This is a genomic window from Arthrobacter sp. OV608, assembly GCA_900110595.1.
GTDB lineage: Bacteria > Actinomycetota > Actinomycetes > Actinomycetales > Micrococcaceae > Arthrobacter.
Window position 1 is genome coordinate 187022 of sequence record FOEZ01000008.1, and the last position, 19442, is coordinate 206463.

Annotated in this window: 17 protein-coding genes; 13 read left to right on the plus strand and 4 right to left on the minus strand. The window is 64.8% G+C overall.

The window, feature by feature from the left end; genetic code table 11:
* The first annotated feature begins 2 nt into the window (after positions 1-2).
* Positions 3-785, plus strand: a complete 783-nt coding sequence (locus BMX78_RS12820; protein ID WP_091419931.1) for a 16S rRNA (uracil(1498)-N(3))-methyltransferase — start codon at positions 3-5, stop codon at positions 783-785.
* Positions 786-796: 11 nt separating this feature from the next.
* On the opposite strand, the gene BMX78_RS12825 is transcribed toward BMX78_RS12820, so the two are convergent.
* Complete coding sequence (locus BMX78_RS12825) at positions 797-1756, minus strand: GerMN domain-containing protein (protein ID WP_285250260.1); 960 nt, start codon at positions 1754-1756, stop codon at positions 797-799.
* A gap of 376 nt (positions 1757-2132) precedes the next feature.
* On the opposite strand from BMX78_RS12825, the gene BMX78_RS12830 reads away from it, so the two are divergent.
* The 5 genes from BMX78_RS12830 (at position 2133) to BMX78_RS12850 (ending at position 7626) form a co-directional block, all read left to right on the plus strand.
* On the plus strand, positions 2133-3221 hold the full coding sequence (locus tag BMX78_RS12830; RefSeq protein ID WP_091419935.1) for a PhoH family protein: 1089 nt from the start codon (positions 2133-2135) through the stop codon (positions 3219-3221).
* Positions 3218-3691, plus strand: coding sequence for an rRNA maturation RNase YbeY (ybeY, locus tag BMX78_RS12835; protein ID WP_091419937.1), 474 nt, complete (start codon positions 3218-3220; stop codon positions 3689-3691). Before BMX78_RS12830 ends, ybeY begins: the two co-directional genes overlap by 4 nt.
* Positions 3688-5019 carry a hemolysin family protein gene (locus BMX78_RS12840; RefSeq protein WP_091419939.1) on the plus strand — a complete coding sequence of 444 codons (1332 nt, stop codon included), beginning with the start codon at positions 3688-3690 and terminating at the stop codon, positions 5017-5019. The genes ybeY and BMX78_RS12840 overlap by 4 nt, the downstream gene beginning before the upstream one ends.
* Complete coding sequence (gene era / locus BMX78_RS12845) at positions 5003-5962, plus strand: GTPase Era (RefSeq protein ID WP_091419940.1); 960 nt, start codon at positions 5003-5005, stop codon at positions 5960-5962. Before BMX78_RS12840 ends, era begins: the two co-directional genes overlap by 17 nt.
* A 215-nt stretch (positions 5963-6177) precedes the next feature.
* A complete protein-coding gene (locus BMX78_RS12850; protein ID WP_091419942.1) occupies positions 6178-7626 on the plus strand; it encodes an LCP family protein in 1449 nt (482 codons plus the stop codon).
* A gap of 76 nt (positions 7627-7702) precedes the next feature.
* Here the strand turns inward: BMX78_RS12850 and BMX78_RS12855 are convergent, their stop codons facing one another.
* Complete coding sequence (locus BMX78_RS12855) at positions 7703-9655, minus strand: M13 family metallopeptidase (RefSeq protein WP_091419944.1); 1953 nt, start codon at positions 9653-9655, stop codon at positions 7703-7705.
* A 252-nt stretch (positions 9656-9907) separates the two neighbouring features.
* Here BMX78_RS12855 and leuA point away from each other — a divergent pair, with 252 nt between their 5' ends.
* From leuA to BMX78_RS12870, 3 genes are all read left to right on the plus strand, one after another.
* On the plus strand, positions 9908-11647 hold the full coding sequence (leuA, locus tag BMX78_RS12860; protein ID WP_091419945.1) for a 2-isopropylmalate synthase: 1740 nt from the start codon (positions 9908-9910) through the stop codon (positions 11645-11647).
* Between the two features lie 122 nt (positions 11648-11769).
* A complete protein-coding gene (recO, locus tag BMX78_RS12865; protein ID WP_091419947.1) occupies positions 11770-12522 on the plus strand; it encodes a DNA repair protein RecO in 753 nt (250 codons plus the stop codon).
* A gap of 2 nt (positions 12523-12524) precedes the next feature.
* Positions 12525-13361, plus strand: a complete 837-nt coding sequence (locus BMX78_RS12870; protein WP_091419949.1) for an isoprenyl transferase — start codon at positions 12525-12527, stop codon at positions 13359-13361.
* Between the two features lie 30 nt (positions 13362-13391).
* Here BMX78_RS12870 and BMX78_RS12875 read toward each other — a convergent pair whose 3' ends face one another.
* Entirely contained in the window at positions 13392-14390 is a 999-nt protein-coding gene (locus BMX78_RS12875; protein WP_091419951.1) for an alpha/beta hydrolase, read from the minus strand.
* Between the two features lie 122 nt (positions 14391-14512).
* On the opposite strand from BMX78_RS12875, the gene BMX78_RS12880 reads away from it, so the two are divergent.
* Positions 14513-15595 (plus strand): quinone-dependent dihydroorotate dehydrogenase, encoded by a 1083-nt coding sequence (locus BMX78_RS12880; protein WP_091419952.1) that lies wholly within the window; start codon positions 14513-14515, stop codon positions 15593-15595.
* 77 nt (positions 15596-15672) lie between these two features.
* On the opposite strand, the gene BMX78_RS12885 is transcribed toward BMX78_RS12880, so the two are convergent.
* Positions 15673-16275, minus strand: coding sequence for a DUF3043 domain-containing protein (locus tag BMX78_RS12885; protein ID WP_091419954.1), 603 nt, complete (start codon positions 16273-16275; stop codon positions 15673-15675).
* Between the two features lie 91 nt (positions 16276-16366).
* On the opposite strand from BMX78_RS12885, the gene BMX78_RS12890 reads away from it, so the two are divergent.
* The 3 genes from BMX78_RS12890 (at position 16367) to ctaC (ending at position 19434) form a co-directional block, all read left to right on the plus strand.
* Positions 16367-17818 (plus strand): dipeptidase, encoded by a 1452-nt coding sequence (locus BMX78_RS12890; RefSeq protein WP_091419955.1) that lies wholly within the window; start codon positions 16367-16369, stop codon positions 17816-17818.
* Between the two features lie 167 nt (positions 17819-17985).
* Positions 17986-18375: a HesB/IscA family protein gene (locus BMX78_RS12895; protein WP_050055216.1), complete on the plus strand. Its 390-nt coding sequence runs from the start codon at positions 17986-17988 to the stop codon at positions 18373-18375.
* A 186-nt stretch (positions 18376-18561) separates the two neighbouring features.
* Entirely contained in the window at positions 18562-19434 is an 873-nt protein-coding gene (ctaC, locus tag BMX78_RS12900) for an aa3-type cytochrome oxidase subunit II (protein WP_091419957.1), read from the plus strand.
* Positions 19435-19442: the final 8 nt, after the last annotated feature.

Below are 19442 nucleotides of genomic sequence, written 5' to 3' on the forward strand. Positions count from 1 at the left end.
CGGTGAGCAACCCCGTCTTTTTCACGGCGTCCGGGTCCTTGGACCAGATGGCACCCGAAGGGCATTTTGTCCTTGAGGGACCTGAGGCCCGGCACGCAGTGACCGTCAAACGGCTGGCTCCCGGCGAGCCCGTGGACATCGTTGACGGCGCCGGCACCCGGATGAGCGGGAAAGTGCTGTCTGCCTCCCCGGCCGGGCTCGAGGTCGAATGCACGTCCATGGCGGTTGAGGAGCGGCCCGGCGTCAGGCTGGTTCTGGTCCAGGCCCTTGCCAAGGGCGACAGGGACGAGCTGGCCATCGAAACCGCCACCGAACTGGGGATCGACGCCGTTATACCGTGGCAGTCCGAAAGGTCCATCGTGCGCTGGAAGGGGGACCGGGCGGCCAAGGCCCATGCAAAGTGGCAGTCTGTTGTTACCGCGGCTGCCAAACAGGCCCGGCGGGCCTGGATCCCCGAGGTGCGTGCCGCCGTCGACACTGCCGGTCTCGCTGCTGCTGCCGGGGCGGCCGACCTCGCCGTTATCCTGCACGAGGACGCCGTGCGTCCACTGCGGTTGGTCCTGGAATCGTGGCTCTCGAATGATGCTGTAGAAGGGCCGCGGGAAATATTCCTGATTGTCGGCCCCGAAGGGGGCATCAGCCAGCGCGAGGTGACGAAACTGTGCGGCCAGGGAGCCGTGACTGCCCTGCTGGGGCACCATGTGCTGCGTTCATCAACCGCCGGTCCCGCCGCCGTCGTGCTTGCCAGCGATGTCCTGGGCCGCTGGGCGGCGCCCGCAGCCTGAACGGCCACGGCTTACCGTACTTTGAATCCCCGGGTATCTTCGGTGCCGTTTTGCTGGCTGTCGGGGTTGGACGTTTGCCCGACCCGGAGCTCGTAGTCGCCGGCGGGCAGGGTCAGGGCCAGCGTAAAGACTCCCGCCTGGGCAGGGTCCGCCGCGGCGGTGGTCTCGCCGGTCAGGAATGGTGTCTTGTTCCCGTTCTCCTCCGACCGTAGGATCTGCCAGCGGAGCTTGCCGCCCGCGGCCGTGCTCCGGCCGGTGATCTTGACGCTGCCGTCCGCCACCTCAACGTTTTCCTGCGGGTCGATGATCCACACCGGAGCCACGAGCCCGGCCGTGCGGGCCATGAGGGACCCCAGTTGCACGTGGTTGAACGCCACGTAATCTGTGTGCCCGTCCACCAGGATGCGCACGCGGATCTGCTGGCCGGAGTCAATCAGGCCGGAACTCGCCGCAGCCGCGGTGGCCGTATAGACCAGCTGCTGGATGGCCCGGGCCGCCATATCGGCGTCCAGGTTGCTGTTGAAGGCGTCCTCCGACACGTCAACGGTGATGATGTCCTTGCCGGAAATCGAGGTTGCCAGCTGTTTGGGGTTCTGCCAGGGGGTGAAGAAGTCCGGGTCCAGGGGCTTTTCAGACATCATGGCGCGCAGGGCCCGCGTCACTGGATTTTCCTGCTCGGGAACATCCCTGAACTCGCGGTACAGGAAAACGTTGCTGTTGCTGCGGCCAATCCAGTAAACCGGGGCCTTGTTGGAGGACTGCGTGGTTTCCAGGGGTGCGCTGGTGGCGGGCGCACCAGAGACACTGCCGGTGGCGGCGGGACTCGAGGCCAGGAGGCCCGTGGGTGACGGGCCCGGTTCGGCGATGCAGCCGGTCAGGGCAGGGATGGCAACCAGCAGCCCGGCAAGAACCATTGAACGGGCGCCGTTCAGTGTTCTTCCGGCCCGGTGGGGCCCTGCGGTTTCCGGCACCGTAATTGCCTGTCCTTCCCTGGTTGGATTGGCCGATCCCCGGTCAGCCTGGGCGCTTCCGTAGCACCCTGGATTTCCAGCATTACACAGCGCCGGCGGGCAAAAGCCGCCGGATGCGCCCAGCGGCCCAACTGCAACGTGAACGATATGAGGCCGATATGAAGTTGATACCTAATGACGGACAGCCGGAACCGGAACAGTATCGGCGGCCAGGGCCAAGCACCCCGCGCCCGTACCGGGGCGGGCATCGGGCCAGGGCTGCCCTCTGGCGTAAGATGGAAGGTACCGCTGAGACGCAACGGGGACAGCCCGCCGCCGATCAGCCAGCAGCCACTTTTTCGAGATCGAGGGGATCACGGGCCCGCGGGCCAACACCATGACTGAATCAGCTAACGGAAAGCGCAGGCTTGTCACCGGCGAAGGCGCCGCGGGGGAATTTCCCCACACACTCCCTGGCGTCCGCACCGAAGTTGTCCTCTTCGACAGCTCCGACCAGATGGTTCAATCCCTCGGCAGCCATGATGAAGCGTTGCGGTTCATTGAAGAGCAGTTCCCTGACGTGAACTTCCACGTCCGCGGCAACGAGCTTTCCATTAGCGGACCGGCTACGGACGTGCCGCGGATCATGCGGCTCCTCCACGAGGTCCGGGGACTGGTGGCACGCGGAACCGTCATCAGCCCGGCCGTACTGCAGCAACTCGTTGCCCTGCTCCGCACCCAGTCCCTGCAGAACCCGGTGGACGTGCTGACCCATGACATCCTGTCCAGCCGGGGCAAAACGATCCGCCCCAAGACGCTGAACCAAAAGAACTACGTTGATGCCATTGACGCCAACACAGTCATTTTCGGGATCGGTCCGGCCGGCACCGGCAAGACCTACCTCGCCATGGCCAAGGCCGTCCAGGCCCTGCAGCAAAAAGAGGTCAGCCGCATCATCCTGACCCGCCCCGCAGTGGAAGCAGGGGAGCGGCTTGGCTTCCTCCCGGGCACCTTGAGCGACAAAATCGACCCGTACCTGCGTCCGTTGTATGACGCCCTGCACGACATGATGGACCCGGAGTCCATTCCGAGGCTCATGGCAGCAGGAACCATTGAGGTGGCGCCGCTGGCCTACATGCGCGGCCGCACCCTCAATGACGCCTTCATCATCCTCGATGAGGCCCAAAACACCACGCCGGAACAGATGAAGATGTTCCTCACCAGGCTGGGATTCGGGTCCAAGATGGTGGTCACGGGCGATATCACCCAGGTGGACCTGCCGTTCGGCACGCGCTCGGGGCTGCGGATCGTGGAGGAAATCCTGCAGGGCATTGACGATGTGAACTTCTCCGTCCTGGACGCCGCAGACGTGGTCCGGCACCGGCTGGTGGGTGACATCGTTAACGCCTACAGCATCTGGGACGACGCCCAGCGGAACAGGGTGAAGCATTCGGCAAGCCGGGAAAAACGGGGGGAACGCGCGTGAGCATCGAGGTGAACAACGAGTCCGGCGTCCAGGTGGACGAATCTGAACTCGTTGCGCTGTCCAGGTACATCTTCGAGCAGCTGTACATCCACCCGCAGGCCGAACTGTCCATCCTCCTGGTGGACGAGCCGGCCATGGAGAAGCTTCACATCGAACTGATGGATGAGCCCGGCGCCACGGACGTCCTGTCAGTGCCCATGGATGAACTGACCCCGGGGACTCCGGACCGGCCCACGCCGCAGGGCATGCTCGGGGACATCGCCGTTTGCCCGCAGGTGGCCGTTGTCCAGGCCAAGAATGCCGGCCACTCGCTGCAGGATGAAATGCTGTTGCTGACCACGCACGGCATCCTGCACCTGTTGGGCTACGACCATGCCGAACCTGAGGAGAAGGCCGAGATGTTCGGCCTCCAGCGCGAACTCCTGTCCGGCTTCACCGGTAAAGAAGCGCCCGCCGAGACTACCCAGTGACGCCTTTGCTCCTGGTCGCGATGGCCCTGGCTTTCCTGGGTATCGCGGCAGTACTGACCGCGGCCGAAGCCGCCTTCAATTTCCTCCCGCGCCACGATGCGGAAGAAGCGCTCTTGAAAAGCCGCGGCACCGCCATGCGGCGGATCCTGGCCCAGCCGGTGGCCCATATCCGGGCCCTGCGGTTCTGGCGCATCTGGTTCGAGATGGCCTCGGCGGTTGCCGTCGCCGTCCTCCTCTACAGCCTGCTGGACAATATCTGGTTTGCGGGCCTGGCTGCCACTGGCATTATGGCCCTGCTGGGATTTGTGATTGTGGGCGTCTCACCGCGCCAGCTCGGCAGGCTGCATTCGGCTGCGGTGGTGCGGTTCACCGCGCCCATGATCCGCTTCCTCACCTGGGTCCTGGGGCCCATCCCGGGCTGGCTCGTGGCGGTGGGAAGCGCGGCGGCCCCCGGGGCGCCCACCGGTGATGAGGCGTTCTTCAGTGAGCAGGAATTCCGCGAGCTGGTGGACCGGGCCAGCGAATCGGACATGATCGAGGACACCGAGGCGGAGATGATCCAGTCCGTCTTCGACTTCGGCGACACCCTGGTCCGGGCCGTTATGGTGCCCCGGACCGACATCCTCAGCGTTGAAGCAGGCTCCAGCCTCCGCCGGGCCATGTCACTCTTCCTCCGTTCGGGTTACTCCAGGATGCCGGTGATCGGCGAAGACAGCGACCACATCCTGGGCATTGTCTACCTCAAGGACGTGGCGGCCGTCCTCCATGAGCTGGCACCGGATGAGGAACCGCCCCTGGTGGACTCCCTGGTCCGTGAAGTCCGGTATGTCCCCGAATCAAAGCCGGTCAGCGACCTGCTCCGGGAACTGCAGAAAGAATCCACGCACGTTGCCATCGTGATCGATGAATACGGCGGCACCGCCGGGCTCGTCACCCTCGAGGACCTGATTGAGGAAATCGTGGGCGAAATCGTGGACGAGTACGACACCGAGAGTGCCGAGGCCGTGGAGCTCGGCGACGGCTCCTACCGCGTCAGCGCCCGCATGAGCATCGACGACCTCGGAGAGCTTTTTGACATCGAGCTCGACGACGACGAAGTGGACACCGTGGGCGGCCTGCTGGCCAAAGCGCTGGGCCGCGTTCCCATCGTCGGCAGCCATGTGGACGTGGACGGGGTGTCGCTGCGCGCCGACCGGCTCGAAGGACGCCGGAACCGTGTCAGCCACATCATTGCGGCGCCCGTTCCAAAAGTAGACACTGACCTTGAAGACCTCTTCCAAGAGGCGGAAGCAACCCAGCAGGGAGTTCCACGTGAGCAAGAAAAATAAGGCCGCCGGCGAAGAGGATTTCGGCGGTTTCCGCGCAGGGTTTTCGGTCCTGGTGGGCCGTCCCAATGCAGGAAAATCCACCCTGACCAACGCGCTGGTGGGCAAGAAGGTGGCCATTACCTCCGCCAAGCCGCAAACTACCCGCCACACCATCCGCGGCATCGTCCACCGGGAGGACGCGCAGCTGATCCTGGTGGACACTCCCGGCCTGCACCGGCCCCGCACCCTGCTCGGCAAGCGCCTGAACGATCTTGTGGCCGACACCCTGGCCGAGGTGGATGCCATCGGCTTCTGCCTTCCCGCCAACGAAAAAATCGGCCCGGGCGACAAATTCATCGCGGCGCAACTCGCCGCCGTGGGCCGCAAGCCCGTCATCGCCATCGTCACCAAGGCGGACCTGGTGGACAGGCAGGCCCTGACGGAACAGCTCCTGGCCGTGGCCGCGCTCGGACGCGAAGTGCTGGGGGAGGAAGGCTGGAAGGATATCGTCCCTGTGTCCGCTACGGACGGCTTCCAGGTGGAAACCGTAGCCGATGTGCTGATCAGCCACATGCCGCCGTCGCCCCCGCTCTACCCGGATGGGGAGCTGACCGATGAACCGGAAGCCGTGATGGTCGCCGAGCTCATCCGGGAAGCGGCGCTGGAAGGGGTCCGGGACGAGCTGCCGCACTCGCTCGCGGTGGTCGTGGAAGAGATCGTTCCACGGGAGGACCGTCCAGACGATAACCCCCTCCTGGACGTGCGCGTGAACCTCTATGTGGAGCGGCCGTCACAGAAGGCCATCATCATTGGCAAGGGCGGCAGCCGGCTGCGCGAAGTGGGCACCAACGCACGCAAGGGCATCGAGGCGCTCCTGGGGACGCGCATCTACCTGGACCTGCATGTCAAGGTTGCCAAGGACTGGCAGCGGGACCCGAAACAGCTGGTCAAGCTGGGCTTCTGAGCCCGCCTGCCGGTGCCGCAAAGGGCAGCCCGGCAATTTCCCAGACTGGGCCACTAAAATGGACCGGATTCAGAATCTAGAGGAAGGTTCATTACGTGGGGCGAGGCCGCGAAAAGCGCGATAACGGAGCTGACGTGTCAGCCGGGGGACCAAGGTCCAGGCACGCGGAAGCCGGCACCGTTGGAGCCGCGCGCCACCTGGGCCCCGAGCGGGGAATGCCGGTGTGGTTGAAGATCGTCACCGGTATTCTGTCGCTGGTGATGATCGGCGCCCTTGCGTTCGCCGGATTTTGGTTCGTGCGGCTGCAAAGCAACATCTCCAAGGCCCCGCTGAACGCCGGCGGGGGCGGCACTGACGCTCCAGTGAGTGACGCCACCGGGCGGATGCAGATCCTGATCCTGGGCTCGGACACGCGCGACGGCCTGAACGGCGAGTACGGAACTTCTGATGATTCAAAGGGCTATGGCAAGTCCGACGTCATGATGCTGATGGATATTTCCGAGGACAACAAGCGCGTCAGCGTGATCAGCTTTCCGCGCGACCTCCTGGTTGATATTCCGGAGTGCAAGGACGAGAAGACCAAGCAGACCTTCCCTGCCCGCAGTGGTGTGATGATCAACGAGGCCATGGGTGAGGCGGGGATCGGCTGCGCCGTGGATACCGTCAACAAGTTGACCGGGTTGACGGTGGACCACTTCATGATGGCGGACTTCAACGCGGTGAAGGAACTGTCCAATGCCGTGGGAGGCGTGGACGTCTGCATCAGCGACGCCGTCTACGACCCCGATTCGCGGCTTCGGCTGCCCAAGGGGACCTCCGCCGTCCAGGGTGAAATGGCCCTCGCCTTCCTGCGCACCCGCCATGCATTTGCCGACGGCGGCGACCTTGGCCGCATCAAGGCGCAGCAGGGCTTCCTTTCCTCGCTCACCCGGAAAATCAAGGATGAAGGAACGCTGTCCGATCCCGGCAGGATGCTGAAGATCGCCGACGTCGTCACCCAGAACCTGACCGTGGACGAGGGACTCGCTTCCGTTCCCAGTCTGCTGACCATCGGCAACCGGCTCAAGGACATCGACATCAGCAAGGTCGCCTTCGTGGCGGTTCCCACCACCCCGGCGCTTGTTGATCCGAACAGGCTACAGATCGCGGAACCGGCCGGCCCGCAGCTCTTCTCCGCCCTGCAACGGGACATCGACCTGACCGACCCGACGGCGCCCACCACACCTGCGCCCAGCGAGACGCCCTCAGCAGCTCCCACCGAGACGGCCACCCCCCTCCCGCCCTATGACAAGGCGGTCCAGCCTGTCACTGTGGCCAACGGCAGCGGCCTTCCCGGCCGGTCCCAGGAGATCGTCCAGGCCCTGGTCTCCGGCGGGTTCACCCAGACCGGACGGTTCGAGGCCGTGGCTGTGGACCAGTCCGTGGTCTACTACGGGACCGGCTTCCAGGACGTAGCCGCCGACGTCGCCGCCCAACTCGGGATACCCGCAGCACAGATCCTCCCGGCTCCGGCCGTATCGGGTGTCCAGGTTTACCTCGGCACCGACTTCACCTCGGGGACCACCTACGGTGCGAAGGTCGCGTTGCCCGATGACATTGTCAACCAGACCGCCGGCGATGCCACCTGCCAGCAGGCCAATCCGGAGCTGATCGTCAACAACTAGCCGGCATTGGCTGCAGGCCATACCAACCAGCACTAAAAAATCGGGGCCCGCAATGGCGGGCCCCGATTTTTAATGGCTACCAGATGCTGACGCGCTCCCCGGGGGCCATCCACATCCCGTCCTGGTCAGTGACGTCGAATGCTTCGTGGAACGCGTCCAGGTTCTTCGCAATGGCGTTGGTCCGGAACTCGTTGGGGGAGTGCGGGTCCGTGGCAAGCCGGCGGATCGCCTCCTCACTCCGGATGACCTGCCGCCAGCCCGCTGCCCAGGAAGCAAAGAAGCGTTGCTGCCCCGTGAGGCCGTCAAGGACCTCGGGCTCCTTGCCATCCAGGCTGATCAGGTAGGCCTTGTAGGCAATGGCCAGGCCGGCGAGGTCGCCGATGTTCTCGCCAAGCGTGAGCCGGCCATTGACGTTATGCCCCGGTGCTGCATAGGGGGAAAGGGCATCATACTGGGCCACCAGTTTCGCAGTCAGCTGCTCGAAGGCCTGGCGGTCCTCGTCGGTCCACCAGTTCCGAAGCGCCCCGCCGCCGTCGAACTGGGACCCCTGGTCATCGAACCCGTGGCCGATCTCGTGACCGATGACCGCCCCGATCCCGCCGTAGTTCACGGCATCGTCAGCGTCGGCGGTGAAGAACGGCGGCTGCAGGATCGCCGCCGGGAACACAATCTCGTTCATCATCGGGTGGTAGTAGGCGTTCACGGTCTGCGGGGTCATCAGCCACTTGTTGCGGTCCACCGGCTTGCCCACCTCGTCCAGGTGCCGGTCGACGTCGGCATTGTGGGCCCGTTCGACGTTGCCCAGGAGATCAGCAGGGTCGATCTCCACGGCGGAGTAGTCAATCCATTCCTCCGGGTAGCCGATCTTCGCGCGGAACCCTTCCAGTTTCCGCAGCGCCTCCGCCTTGGTGGCCTCACCCATCCAGCCCACGCCGGTGATGCTCTGCCGGTAGGCCTCAATCAGGTTGCCAACAAGTGTCTGCATCCGCGCCTTGTGGGTTTCCGGGAAGTGCCGGGCAACATAGATCTGCCCAACGGCTTCGCCGAGGGCTCCCTCCACCACGCCCACGCCGCGCTTCCAGCGGTCCTTGTTCCGCGGCGTTCCGCTGATGGTGGTGCCGTAGAACGCAAAGTTGGCGTCGACGAAAGCCGAGGACAGGTAGGGCGCCGCGGCACTGACCACACGCATGGCAAGCCATTCCTGCCAATGGGCCAAAGGCTCGGACTCGAGGAGCCCGGCGGCGCCGTCGAAGAATGGCGGGGTGCTCACCACAATCTCCTGCCGCTTGGCCTCATCGATGCCGGCGGCTTCGAACCAGGCGGACAGCAGAGGGAACAGTGCCGAGGCCTCGTCCGCTGTCTTCAGGTTGTAGGTCTTCTGCGGATCCCGCAGCGTGACGTTGTCCCAGTGATGTGATGCCAGCTTTGTTTCCAGCTCCACCACCCGTGCGGCGGCGGCACCGGCATCCGGCACCTCCGCCAGATCCAGCATCCTGCGTACATGTGCCTCGTAGGCGGTGACCATCGCCGAGAACTTTTCTTCCCGATAGTAGGACTCGTCCGGCAGCCCGAGGCCGCCCTGTCCCGTGTAAAGGAGGACGCGGTCCGGGTTCCCTGCATCAGGTGCCGGGTAGATGTAGAAAAGTCCGCCAACATCGGCGCGGAACAGCCGGCCCGCCAGGGACACAAGATCGGCCACGGACGTGGTCGCAAAAACGTCGGCCAGGCGCTGGCGGATCGGTTCCATCCCCTTGGCCTCCGCGGCTGCTTCGTCCATGAAACTGCTGTAGAGTCCACCCACTTTCCGCTCGATGCCGCTGGCGTCCGCGCCCTTCGCAGCCGCTTCCTCGATAATGTCGCGGACGGCGATTTCCGAGCCGTCGCGCAGCGCGGTGAACGTGCCTTCGAGGGGCCGGTCATCGGGAATCTCGGTGGCCTTGAGCCAGGCCCCGTTCACATGCTGGTAGAGGTCATCCTGCGGCCGGACAGTGTTATCAAAGGTGGACAGGTCGATCCCCGAAATGGGCACGGAAGCTCCTTCTGACGAAGAGCCGCGGCCAGCTGGATACCGGGCGGCGTCTGCATGGTGGACGTAACGGACGGTAGTGCCCTTTCATCTTACGCATGCGTGCTACCCTCAAAAGGTGCGTGCAGAGCTTCTTCTTCTTAGCTGCCGCGGCGAGGCCTCAGACGCGATCTAGCGCAAGGCCACCCTCGCTGCGGAGTTTGTGTTGCCCGGCCACCCTTTCAAAGAAGAACCACAGAAAAGGCCCCGATAGTAATGCGAAACGCACAGAAGTCCTCCGGAATGCCCGCCCACCGTTACACGCCGTTCCAGGACCAGATCAAAGTTGAGCTGCCGGACCGCACCTGGCCGGACAAGATCATCACCAAGGCTCCGCGCTGGTGCGCAGTGGACCTGCGCGACGGCAACCAGGCCCTGATCGATCCCATGAGCCCGGCCCGCAAGATGAAGATGTTCGACCTGCTGGTCCGGATGGGCTACAAAGAGATCGAAGTCGGCTTCCCCTCCGCCTCCCAGACAGACTTCGACTTTGTCCGCCAGCTCATCGAGGGCAACCACATCCCGGACGACGTCACCATCCAGGTCCTGACCCAGGCCCGCGAGCACCTGATCGAACGGACCTATGAGTCCCTGGTCGGGGCCAAGCAGGCCATCGTCCACCTCTACAACTCCACATCAGTGCTGCAGCGCCGGGTGGTGTTCAACCAGGACGAGGACGGAATCCTGGACATCGCGCTCCAGGGCGCACGCCTGTGCAAGAAGTACGAGGAGACCCTCGCGGACACACACGTGACCTACGAATACTCCCCGGAATCCTTCACCGGCACGGAGCTGGAGTATGCCGTGCGCGTCTGCAACGCTGTCGCCGATGTGTTTGAAGCCTCCGCTGACCGCCAGGTCATCATCAACCTGCCCGCCACCGTGGAAATGGCCACCCCCAACGTTTACGCCGATTCGATCGAGTGGATGAGCCGCCACCTGCACCCGCGGGAGGGCATCATCCTCTCCCTGCACCCGCACAACGACCGCGGGACGGGCGTCGCGGCCGCGGAACTGGGTTACATGGCCGGTGCGGACCGGATTGAAGGCTGCCTCTTCGGCAACGGTGAGCGGACCGGCAACGTGGACCTGGTCACCCTGGGCCTGAACCTCTTTGTCCAGGGCATCGACCCCATGATCGACTTCTCCAACATCGACGACGTCCGCCGGACCGTCGAGTACTGCAACCAGCTGCCCGTCCCGGAGCGTTCCCCCTACGGCGGCGACCTCGTGTTCACCGCGTTCTCGGGATCGCACCAGGACGCCATCAAGAAGGGCTTCGAGGCCCTGGAGCGCGACGCAGCCGCCGCCGGCAAGGACGTGGCCGACTTCACCTGGCAGGTTCCGTACCTGCCCGTGGATCCCAAGGACCTGGGCCGCAGCTACGAAGCCGTGATCAGGGTCAACTCGCAGTCGGGCAAGGGCGGCGTGGCCTACCTGCTCAAGAACGAGCACAGCCTGGACCTGCCGCGGCGCGCCCAGATCGAATTCTCCGGCGTCATCCAGAAGCGCACCGACACCGTGGGCGGCGAAGTCAGCGGAGCCCAGCTGTGGCAGGTCTTCCAGGACGAGTACCTGCCGTCCGGGAAAGCTGACGGGCAGTGGGGACGCTACTCCCTGGGCGGGGTCAAGACAGAAACAGATGCCGACGGCGGCATGACGCTGCACGCCTCCCTCACCGTGGACGGCGTTGAGGTCCAGCGCACAGGGACCGGCAACGGTCCCATCGCCGCACTGCTGAGCATCCTGGGCGAGGACGGCGTGGACGTCCGGGTGCTGGACTACAGCGAGCACGCCCTCTCTGAAGGCGGAAACGCCATGGCCGCCGCCTACGTCGAATGCGCCGTGGGGGAACGCGTGCTCTGGGGTGTAGGTATCGACGCCAACACCAGCATGTCCTCCCTCAAAGCCGTGATCTCAGCGGTCAACCGCGCCATCCGGGACGCCCAGGGCTGATGCCGCATATAGTGCCGCCGGGCAATGCCCGGCGGCACAATGGCAGGGGCATCACTGGTGTCCGGGAGCGGCTGTCCGGGAGCGGCGCGAGGCCGCACCGCAAAGAAATGGGAAGATAAGGCGTGGCCCAACACTCTTTCGCCTCCCGCGCGTACCGGGACGACGCCGTCGTCCTCCGTACCCACAAACTGGGTGAGGCGGACCGCATCATCACGCTCCTGACCAAACACCATGGCCAGGTCCGTGCCGTCGCCAAGGGCGTCCGGCGGACCAGCAGCCGGTTCGGCGCCCGCCTCGAGCCCTTTATGGTGGCGGACCTGCAGCTTGTGTCCGGGAAGAGCCTGGATATCGTCACGCAGGCAGTGGCCAAAGGGGCCTATGGCGGCAGCATCGCCGCAGACTATGGCCGGTATACGGTCGCCGCCGCCATGACGGAGACCGCCGAAAAACTCACGGACGTCGATGGCGAATCGGGAACCGCACAGTACAACCTGCTGGTCGGGGCACTGGCTTCGCTGAGCCGGGACGAACATGCCGCGGGGCTGATTTTGGACTCCTACCTGCTCCGGGCCCTCGCCACCGGCGGCTGGGCGCCGAGCTTCACGGACTGTGCCCGCTGCGGACAGGCCGGGCCCCACAACGCCTTTTCGGCGCCTTTGGGCGGGATGGTCTGCGCCGGATGCAGGCCGCCGGGATCACCGGCGCCCGCGCCGGAAACGGTGGTGTTGCTGGCCGCGCTCCTGACGGGGGAGTGGGCAACGGCAGACGCCTCACTGCCGGTACACCGCAAGGAAGCAGGCGGTCTGGTGGCCGCATACCTGCAATGGCATCTTGAACGAGTACTGAAGTCCCTCAAACATGTGGAGCGCAGCTGACAGTGGCCCTGGGAAAAAAGAACAACGCAGCCCCGAAGCGGAGCCACCCTGTGGTTGCGCCCTACCCGCATCCTTCAGGCGCCGTGGCGCCGTCCATCCCGTCAGAGTTCATTCCGCGCCACGTGGCCATTGTGATGGACGGCAATGGCCGCTGGGCCAACCAGCGGGGGCTGCCCCGAATCGAAGGGCACAAGGCCGGCGAGCCGGCACTGCTGGATGTGATGGCCGGGGCCATCGAGCTGGGGATTGAGTACGTGAGCGTCTACGCCTTCTCCACCGAAAACTGGCGGCGGTCCCCTGAGGAGGTGCGCTTCCTGATGGGATTTAACAAGGACGTGCTACGGCGGCAGCGGAACCAGCTCGATGAATGGGGCGTCCGGGTCCGCTGGTCCGGCCGGCGGCCGCGGCTGTGGGGCTCAGTCATCCGCGAACTCGAAGAGGCAGAAGAGTTCACGGCGGGCAACAGTACGTGCACGTTAACCATGTGTGTTAATTACGGCGGCCGGGCGGAAATCACGGACGCTGTCTCCGCCATCGCTGCGGACGTTGCAGCGGGCAGGCTCAAGCCCGGCGCCATCACCGAGCGCACTATCCAGAAATATCTTGACGAGCCCGACCTCCCGGACGTTGACCTTTTCCTGCGGAGCTCCGGAGAACAGCGGTTGTCCAACTTCATGCTCTGGCAGTCCGCCTACGCCGAGTTTGTGTTTATGGACACCCTGTGGCCCGACGTCGACCGCCGCACCCTGTGGACTGCAGTGGAAGAGTACGCCCGCCGGGATCGCCGGTACGGCGGTGCCGTTGACGCTGCCGGCCCGGCAAGAGACGCCGCACAGTAGGGCCATCCGGGGCAGGTCACGCTTCCACCTTCACGCCGTCCCGCCATAGGCAACGAGCCAGCGCGCCAGCCTCTCGTAGGCGTCGGCGCGGACGGCAGCTTGGGAGAGGAACACATCGTGCAGGGCACCGTCGATCCTTTCAACCGTGACCGTGCGGCCCAGGGTGAGGGCCCGGGCGGCAATAACGTTGACGTCAAGCACGGCGTCGGTCCGCCGCATCTCCTCCGACCAGAAGAGGCCATTGGCGCTTCCGCGGGACAACAGCACCAACACCGGGACCTCGAGGTTGAGGCCGCGTGCCACCCTTGCGTGGCCGGCGAGTACGGCGCTGAGCCAGCCCGCCCGGACCGGAAACGCCATGGGCGGACGGTACTGGTCATCCAGGGCCCATTCGCCCTCCGCCGCGCTGCTGATGGTGCGCCAGTAGAAGCCGCGCGGCGGCAGGCGCAGCACCGCCTCCGGACGGAAACGTGCTACCGGCCCCACCATGCCGTAGGCCGCGCGCCGGACCAGGGCGCTCCCATGCATCTCCAGCCACGGACTGTTGAGGATCAGCTGCGACACGGCCCCGGGGTGCCTGCTTGCCCACAATGCCGCAACCAGCCCGCCCGTCGAATGGCCCATCAGGGTCAGCGGGGCGGCAGCGCCCTCCTGGCCGATGAGCCGGTATGCCGTCTCAATTTCAGCGTCATAGTCGGCCAGATCGGACACATATCCGCCTGGGGATCCGGGGCGCAGGCTGCGTCCGTGGTTGTGCATATCCAGGGCGTAAAAGTCGTAGCCTGCGGACGACCAGAAACGGGCCAGGTCAACATTGAAGAAGTAGTCGCTCCAGCCGTGCAGGAAGAGGACGGCCCTCCGGGGCTTCGTGGATGCAACTGGCTCCTGGCTGGACTCCCGCTGCCCTGATTCCTGGTGGGCCGGCCGGAACCGGACCAGCGTGGCCGTCCGCTCCACCGCGTCGTCCCCGACGGCGGAAAAGGCATAGGATTCGAATTCCTCGCCCAGGATGTCCCGCTGCCATTCCATGGCTTTATGCTAATCCGCCTTCCAGTTCCTTTGCCTCGTCCGGCCCGGTCCGTGGAGGTCCCGGTTCGTCTCGTGGCCGCTCCGTTTTGGTGTGGCGCCAACAAGACGGAAAACTAGGATGCATGCGCGTTTACCCCACATTCTTCAGGCTGGCCTTTTCATGGATGGACGCCGAGCGCGCCCACAAGATCGGATTCAAGGGCATCAGGCTCGCGCACCGCTCGGGAGCAGGGAAAGTCCTGGCGAAACTGACAGCGCCGGCACCATCTCTGCAGACAACGGCGTTCGGGATTACCTTTCCCTCGCCCTTTGGCCTTGCCGCGGGCTTCGACAAGGAAGGCCACGGCATTGAAGCCCTCACTGAGCTCGGCTTCGGCCATGTCGAGGTGGGAACCATCACCGGCCAGGCCCAGCCCGGCAACGAAAAGCCGCGCCTGTTCCGCCTGATTGAAGACCGGGCCGTGATTAACCGGATGGGATTCAACAACGACGGCGCCACTGCCGTGGCCCCGCGGCTGAAGGCTGCCAGGGCTGCCCTTCAACGCAGGCACCCTTCTGTTCGCCCCGTCATCGGCGTCAACATCGGCAAGACCAAGGTGGTGGAACTGGCAGACGCCGTGGAGGACTACCTGGTCAGTGCCCGCAGCCTCGCCCCCGCCGCGGACTACCTGGTGGTCAACGTCAGCTCGCCCAACACGCCCGGGCTGAGGCTCCTGCAGGATGTTCAGAGCCTCCGGCCGCTGCTCACGGCAGTGGGAGAAGAAGCAGACCGTGCTGCCGGCCACCACGTTCCCCTGCTGGTGAAAATCGCGCCCGACCTGAGCAATGAGGATATCGACGACGTTGCCCGCCTTGCGCTGGACCTGAAGCTGGACGGCATCATCGCCACCAACACCACCATTGCCCGCACCGGTCTGGCCACCCCCGCGGAGCAAGTGGAAAAATGCGGTGCAGGCGGCCTTTCCGGCGCACCGCTGAAACAACGCTCCCTGGACGTGCTGCGGCGGCTTAAGGAAATTACTGGCGATTCGCTGACCCTGGTGGCGGTTGGCGGCGTGGAGACTGCCCAGGATGTCCAGGACAGGCTCGACGCCGGAGCAACCCTGGTGCAGGGCTACACGGCCTTCCTGTATGAAGGACCCTTCTGGGCTGCCCGCATCAACAAGCAGTTGGCGAAGAGCCGCGCGGCCCAGCCGGCTTTGTAGTCTTAACGGGGCAACCCCGGCGGGTCATCCCGCCGGGGTTGTTTTTGCTCTGTGGGGCGCGGGCGCCGCCGCACTGGTCAGGCCGGGTACTGCCCGCGCTTGACCTGGGGCTTGGGCAGCCGGAGCTTGCGGAACTGCAGTGAGCGCATGGAGCCGTACCAAACGGTGCCGCGTTCCACCTCGCCGAACTTTTCGGCCAGCCGCTTGCGGAGCTTGCGGGAGAGGATGAACACGTCCACGAAGACGGCCAGGAACATTACCCAGAAACCACCCAGCACATAGATCATCATGTCGCTGGACGCCGGCACCACCAAGGACACCAGGACAAATACCAAGGCGCCGAACATCAGGTATTCGCCGAGGCTGAACCGTGCATCCACGTAGTCACGGGCGAACCTCTTCTGCGGCCCCTTGTCCCGGAGCGGGAGGAACTTCTCGTCCCCGGTGTCCAGCGCCTGGCGCATCTTGAGGCGCTGGTCCTGGACGGCCTGTCGCTCGGCAGCCTTCGAGGCTTTGCGGTCCTCGGGCACCAGCGGGCGCCTGCGGGCCGCTTCCTGAGCCTTGCGCGTTGGGGTGGGGGCGCCCTTGCCGGCTACGCCGCCCTGCCGCGCCGCAGCATCCGCAGCCTGCTGGTCAATTAATTCCTGCGCCGAGGGCGCTTCCTTTTTACGTCCGAACACCTGAACAGAATACCTTGCGGGAGGGCGCCGGATTCCTGTGTGTACTCATGCCTGCGGCAACGCCCAATGTGACGGGGGTAATGTTTTTTCCATGACTTCACCCTCACCGGAAACCCCGGTCAGTTTTGTCGGCGCCCAAGCGGCCGGTTCCGGCTCCGCCGCGGCTACGGAAGACCTCCGGGCCGCCATAGACCGTTCCTTTGACCAGACCCTTACGCGCCTCAAGGACCTCGTGGCGATTCCCGGTATCGCCTGGCCCAGTTTTGACAGGTCGCCCCTTGAGCGGAGCGCGGAAGCCGTAGCAGTACTGCTGCGGGATTCCGGTCTCGAAGACGTTCAAATCCTCGGCTGTGACAAACCGGACGGCACTCCCGGCGGCCCCGCCGTCGTCGCCCGCCGTCCCGCCGCGGAAGGCAAACCCACCATCCTGCTGTACGCGCACCATGACGTACAGCCAGCAGGCGACGAAGCACTGTGGGAAACAGAACCTTTCGCCGCCGTCGAGAAGAACGGCCGCCTGTATGGCCGTGGCGCTGCGGACGACAAGGCCGGCATCATGGCGCACATCGCCGCTTATGCAGCTGTTTCCGAGGTCCTCGGTGCGGAGCTTGGCCTGGGGGTCACCTTCTTTATCGAGGGTGAAGAGGAAGCCGGCTCACCCACGTTCAGGCCTTTCCTGGAGGCGAACAGGGAACTCCTCCGCGCCGATGTGATTGTCGTCGCAGATTCCAGCAACTGGAAGGTGGGCATACCCGCCCTGACCACAAGCCTTCGGGGGCTGGTGGACGGAACCATCGAAGTCCAGGTCCTGGAGCACGCGGTGCACTCAGGGATGTTCGGCGGCCCCGTGCTTGATGCCCCCACCCTGTTGGCGCGCCTGATTGCCACCCTCCATGACGACGACGGCAACGTCGCCATCCCGGGGCTCGTCGCCACTGATAACGCCTCAGTGGATTTCCCCGAGGCCGACTACCGGGCCGACGCTTCAGTGCTCGACGGCGTCCGCCTCGCCGGCACGGGCAGCATCGCCTCACGGCTCTGGACGAAGCCTGCCCTGTCCATCATCGGCTTTGATGCGCCGGCCGTGGATGTGGCGTCCAATACGCTGCTGCCCAGGGCGCGGGCGAAGTTCAGCCTGAGGCTGGCGCCCGGGCAGTCGCCGGAAGAAGCCATGGCGGCAGTCCGCAAGCATGTTGAGTCCAACGCCCCATTTGGCGCGAAGGTCACTTTTACGCCGGGGGAGAGCGGCAACCCGTTCCAGACGGACACGTCCTCGGCTGCTGCAGCCTTGGCCATGTGGGCGCTGGGGGAGGCGTGGGGCGTGCCGGCGGTGGAGACCGGAATCGGCGGTTCCATCCCGTTCATCGCCGATCTCACGGAGCTCTACCCCGACGTCCAGATCCTGGTGACGGGTGTGGAGGACCCGGACTCGCGCGCCCACAGCGCCAACGAGTCGCTGCATCTCGGGGATTTCCGGAAAGCCATCCTTGCCGAAGCGCTGCTGCTCGCGCGGATGGACAGCGGCGGGCTCCAGGAAGCCTGAGGTCCTGGCCAGGCTCCGCGGGAACAAGAGCGGACCCTGCATGGTTACGTCAGGAGTTAGAGCTACACGTGCGCCCCGCGTAGCATGTAGCTATAGCCCATACCGTATCCGTAGGGGCAGGCCACCGTTAGCGCGGGGCCGCCAGACCGTCCTAAGAAGGTAGGCCAATGAGCACCGCAACCAATGAGAACAGCACCGAGACCACCAGCGCTGCTACTGATGAGCTGCCCGTCCACGAGGTCAACCTGACCGACGTCGCCGCAGGCAAGGTCCGCAGTCTCCTTGAGCAGGAAGGCCGCACGGACCTCCGCCTCCGTGTCGCCGTGCAGCCCGGCGGCTGCTCAGGGCTGATTTACCAGCTCTACTTCGACGAGCGCCTCCTTGACGGAGATGCCGTCCGCGACTACGACGGCGTTGAAGTAGTGGTGGACAAGATGAGCGTTCCGTACCTCAGCGGCGCCAGCATCGACTTCGAAGACACCATTTCGAAGCAGGGCTTCACCATCGACAACCCGAACGCCGGCGGCTCCTGCGCCTGTGGAGATTCGTTCCACTAGAACCGGTTGTTTCGCCTGGTGCCGGCGCCGTGGCCTCCCGCAATCAACACTGCGGGAGCCACGGCGCCGACATGTGGGCGAAACGCCCGGGGGAGCGGTAAGCTCTACACCGAGTAGTAAAACTTTTAGTGTGCCCGCGGCGCCGATGGCTGCCCGGACAACAGCAACAAGTAGGAAGGGCCGTCTGTGAGTTCGCAGAACCGAACCGGCAGCCGACGCAAAACGATCACCACGATCTCAAGCTTGGCAATTGCCGGCGCGTTGGTTTTGACCGGATGTTCGCCAGAGGTAGAGAAGGGGTGGCTGCCCACAGAACGTGGCACCACCAACAACAGCGACCGCATCATGGACCTCTGGGTCAACTCATGGATTGCCGCCCTTGCTGTGGGCATCATTACCTGGGGCTTGATCGTCTGGTGCCTCGTCGCCTACCGGCGCCGCAAGGGCACCGTGGGATTCCCGCGGCAGACCAGCTTCAACCTTCCCCTGGAAGTCTTTTACCTGACCATCCCCCTGTTTATGGTCCTGGTGTTCTTCTACTTCACTGACCGTGACCAGCAGGCCATTGACGACCGCTCCAAGCCCGCCGACGTCGTTGTTGATGTCCGCGGCAAGCAGTGGGCCTGGGACTTCAACTACAAGTCCGGCGACGTCATCGAAGAAGACCTCCACGAGGCCGGCGTCCAGGCGCACCTCACGGGTAACACGATCGACAAGGAACAGCTCCCCACGCTGTACCTGCCCGTCAACAAGTCCGTTGACCTCGAACTCAACGCACGCGACGTGATCCACTCCTTCTGGGTTCCCGCCTTCCTGCAGAAGCGCGACATGATCCCCGGCAAGACCAACTACATCCGGTTTACCCCCACTAAAGAGGGCACCTACGACGGCAAGTGCGCCGAACTCTGCGGCGAGTACCACTCCGAAATGCTGTTCCGCGTCAAGGTGGTGTCGGAAGCTGAATTCCAGGCCCACATGGAAGAGCTCAAGGCCGCCGGCAACACGGGCCTCCTTGGTGTGGAGTACGACCGCAACCCGAACCTGAACGAAATTAAGTAAGGGGAGCG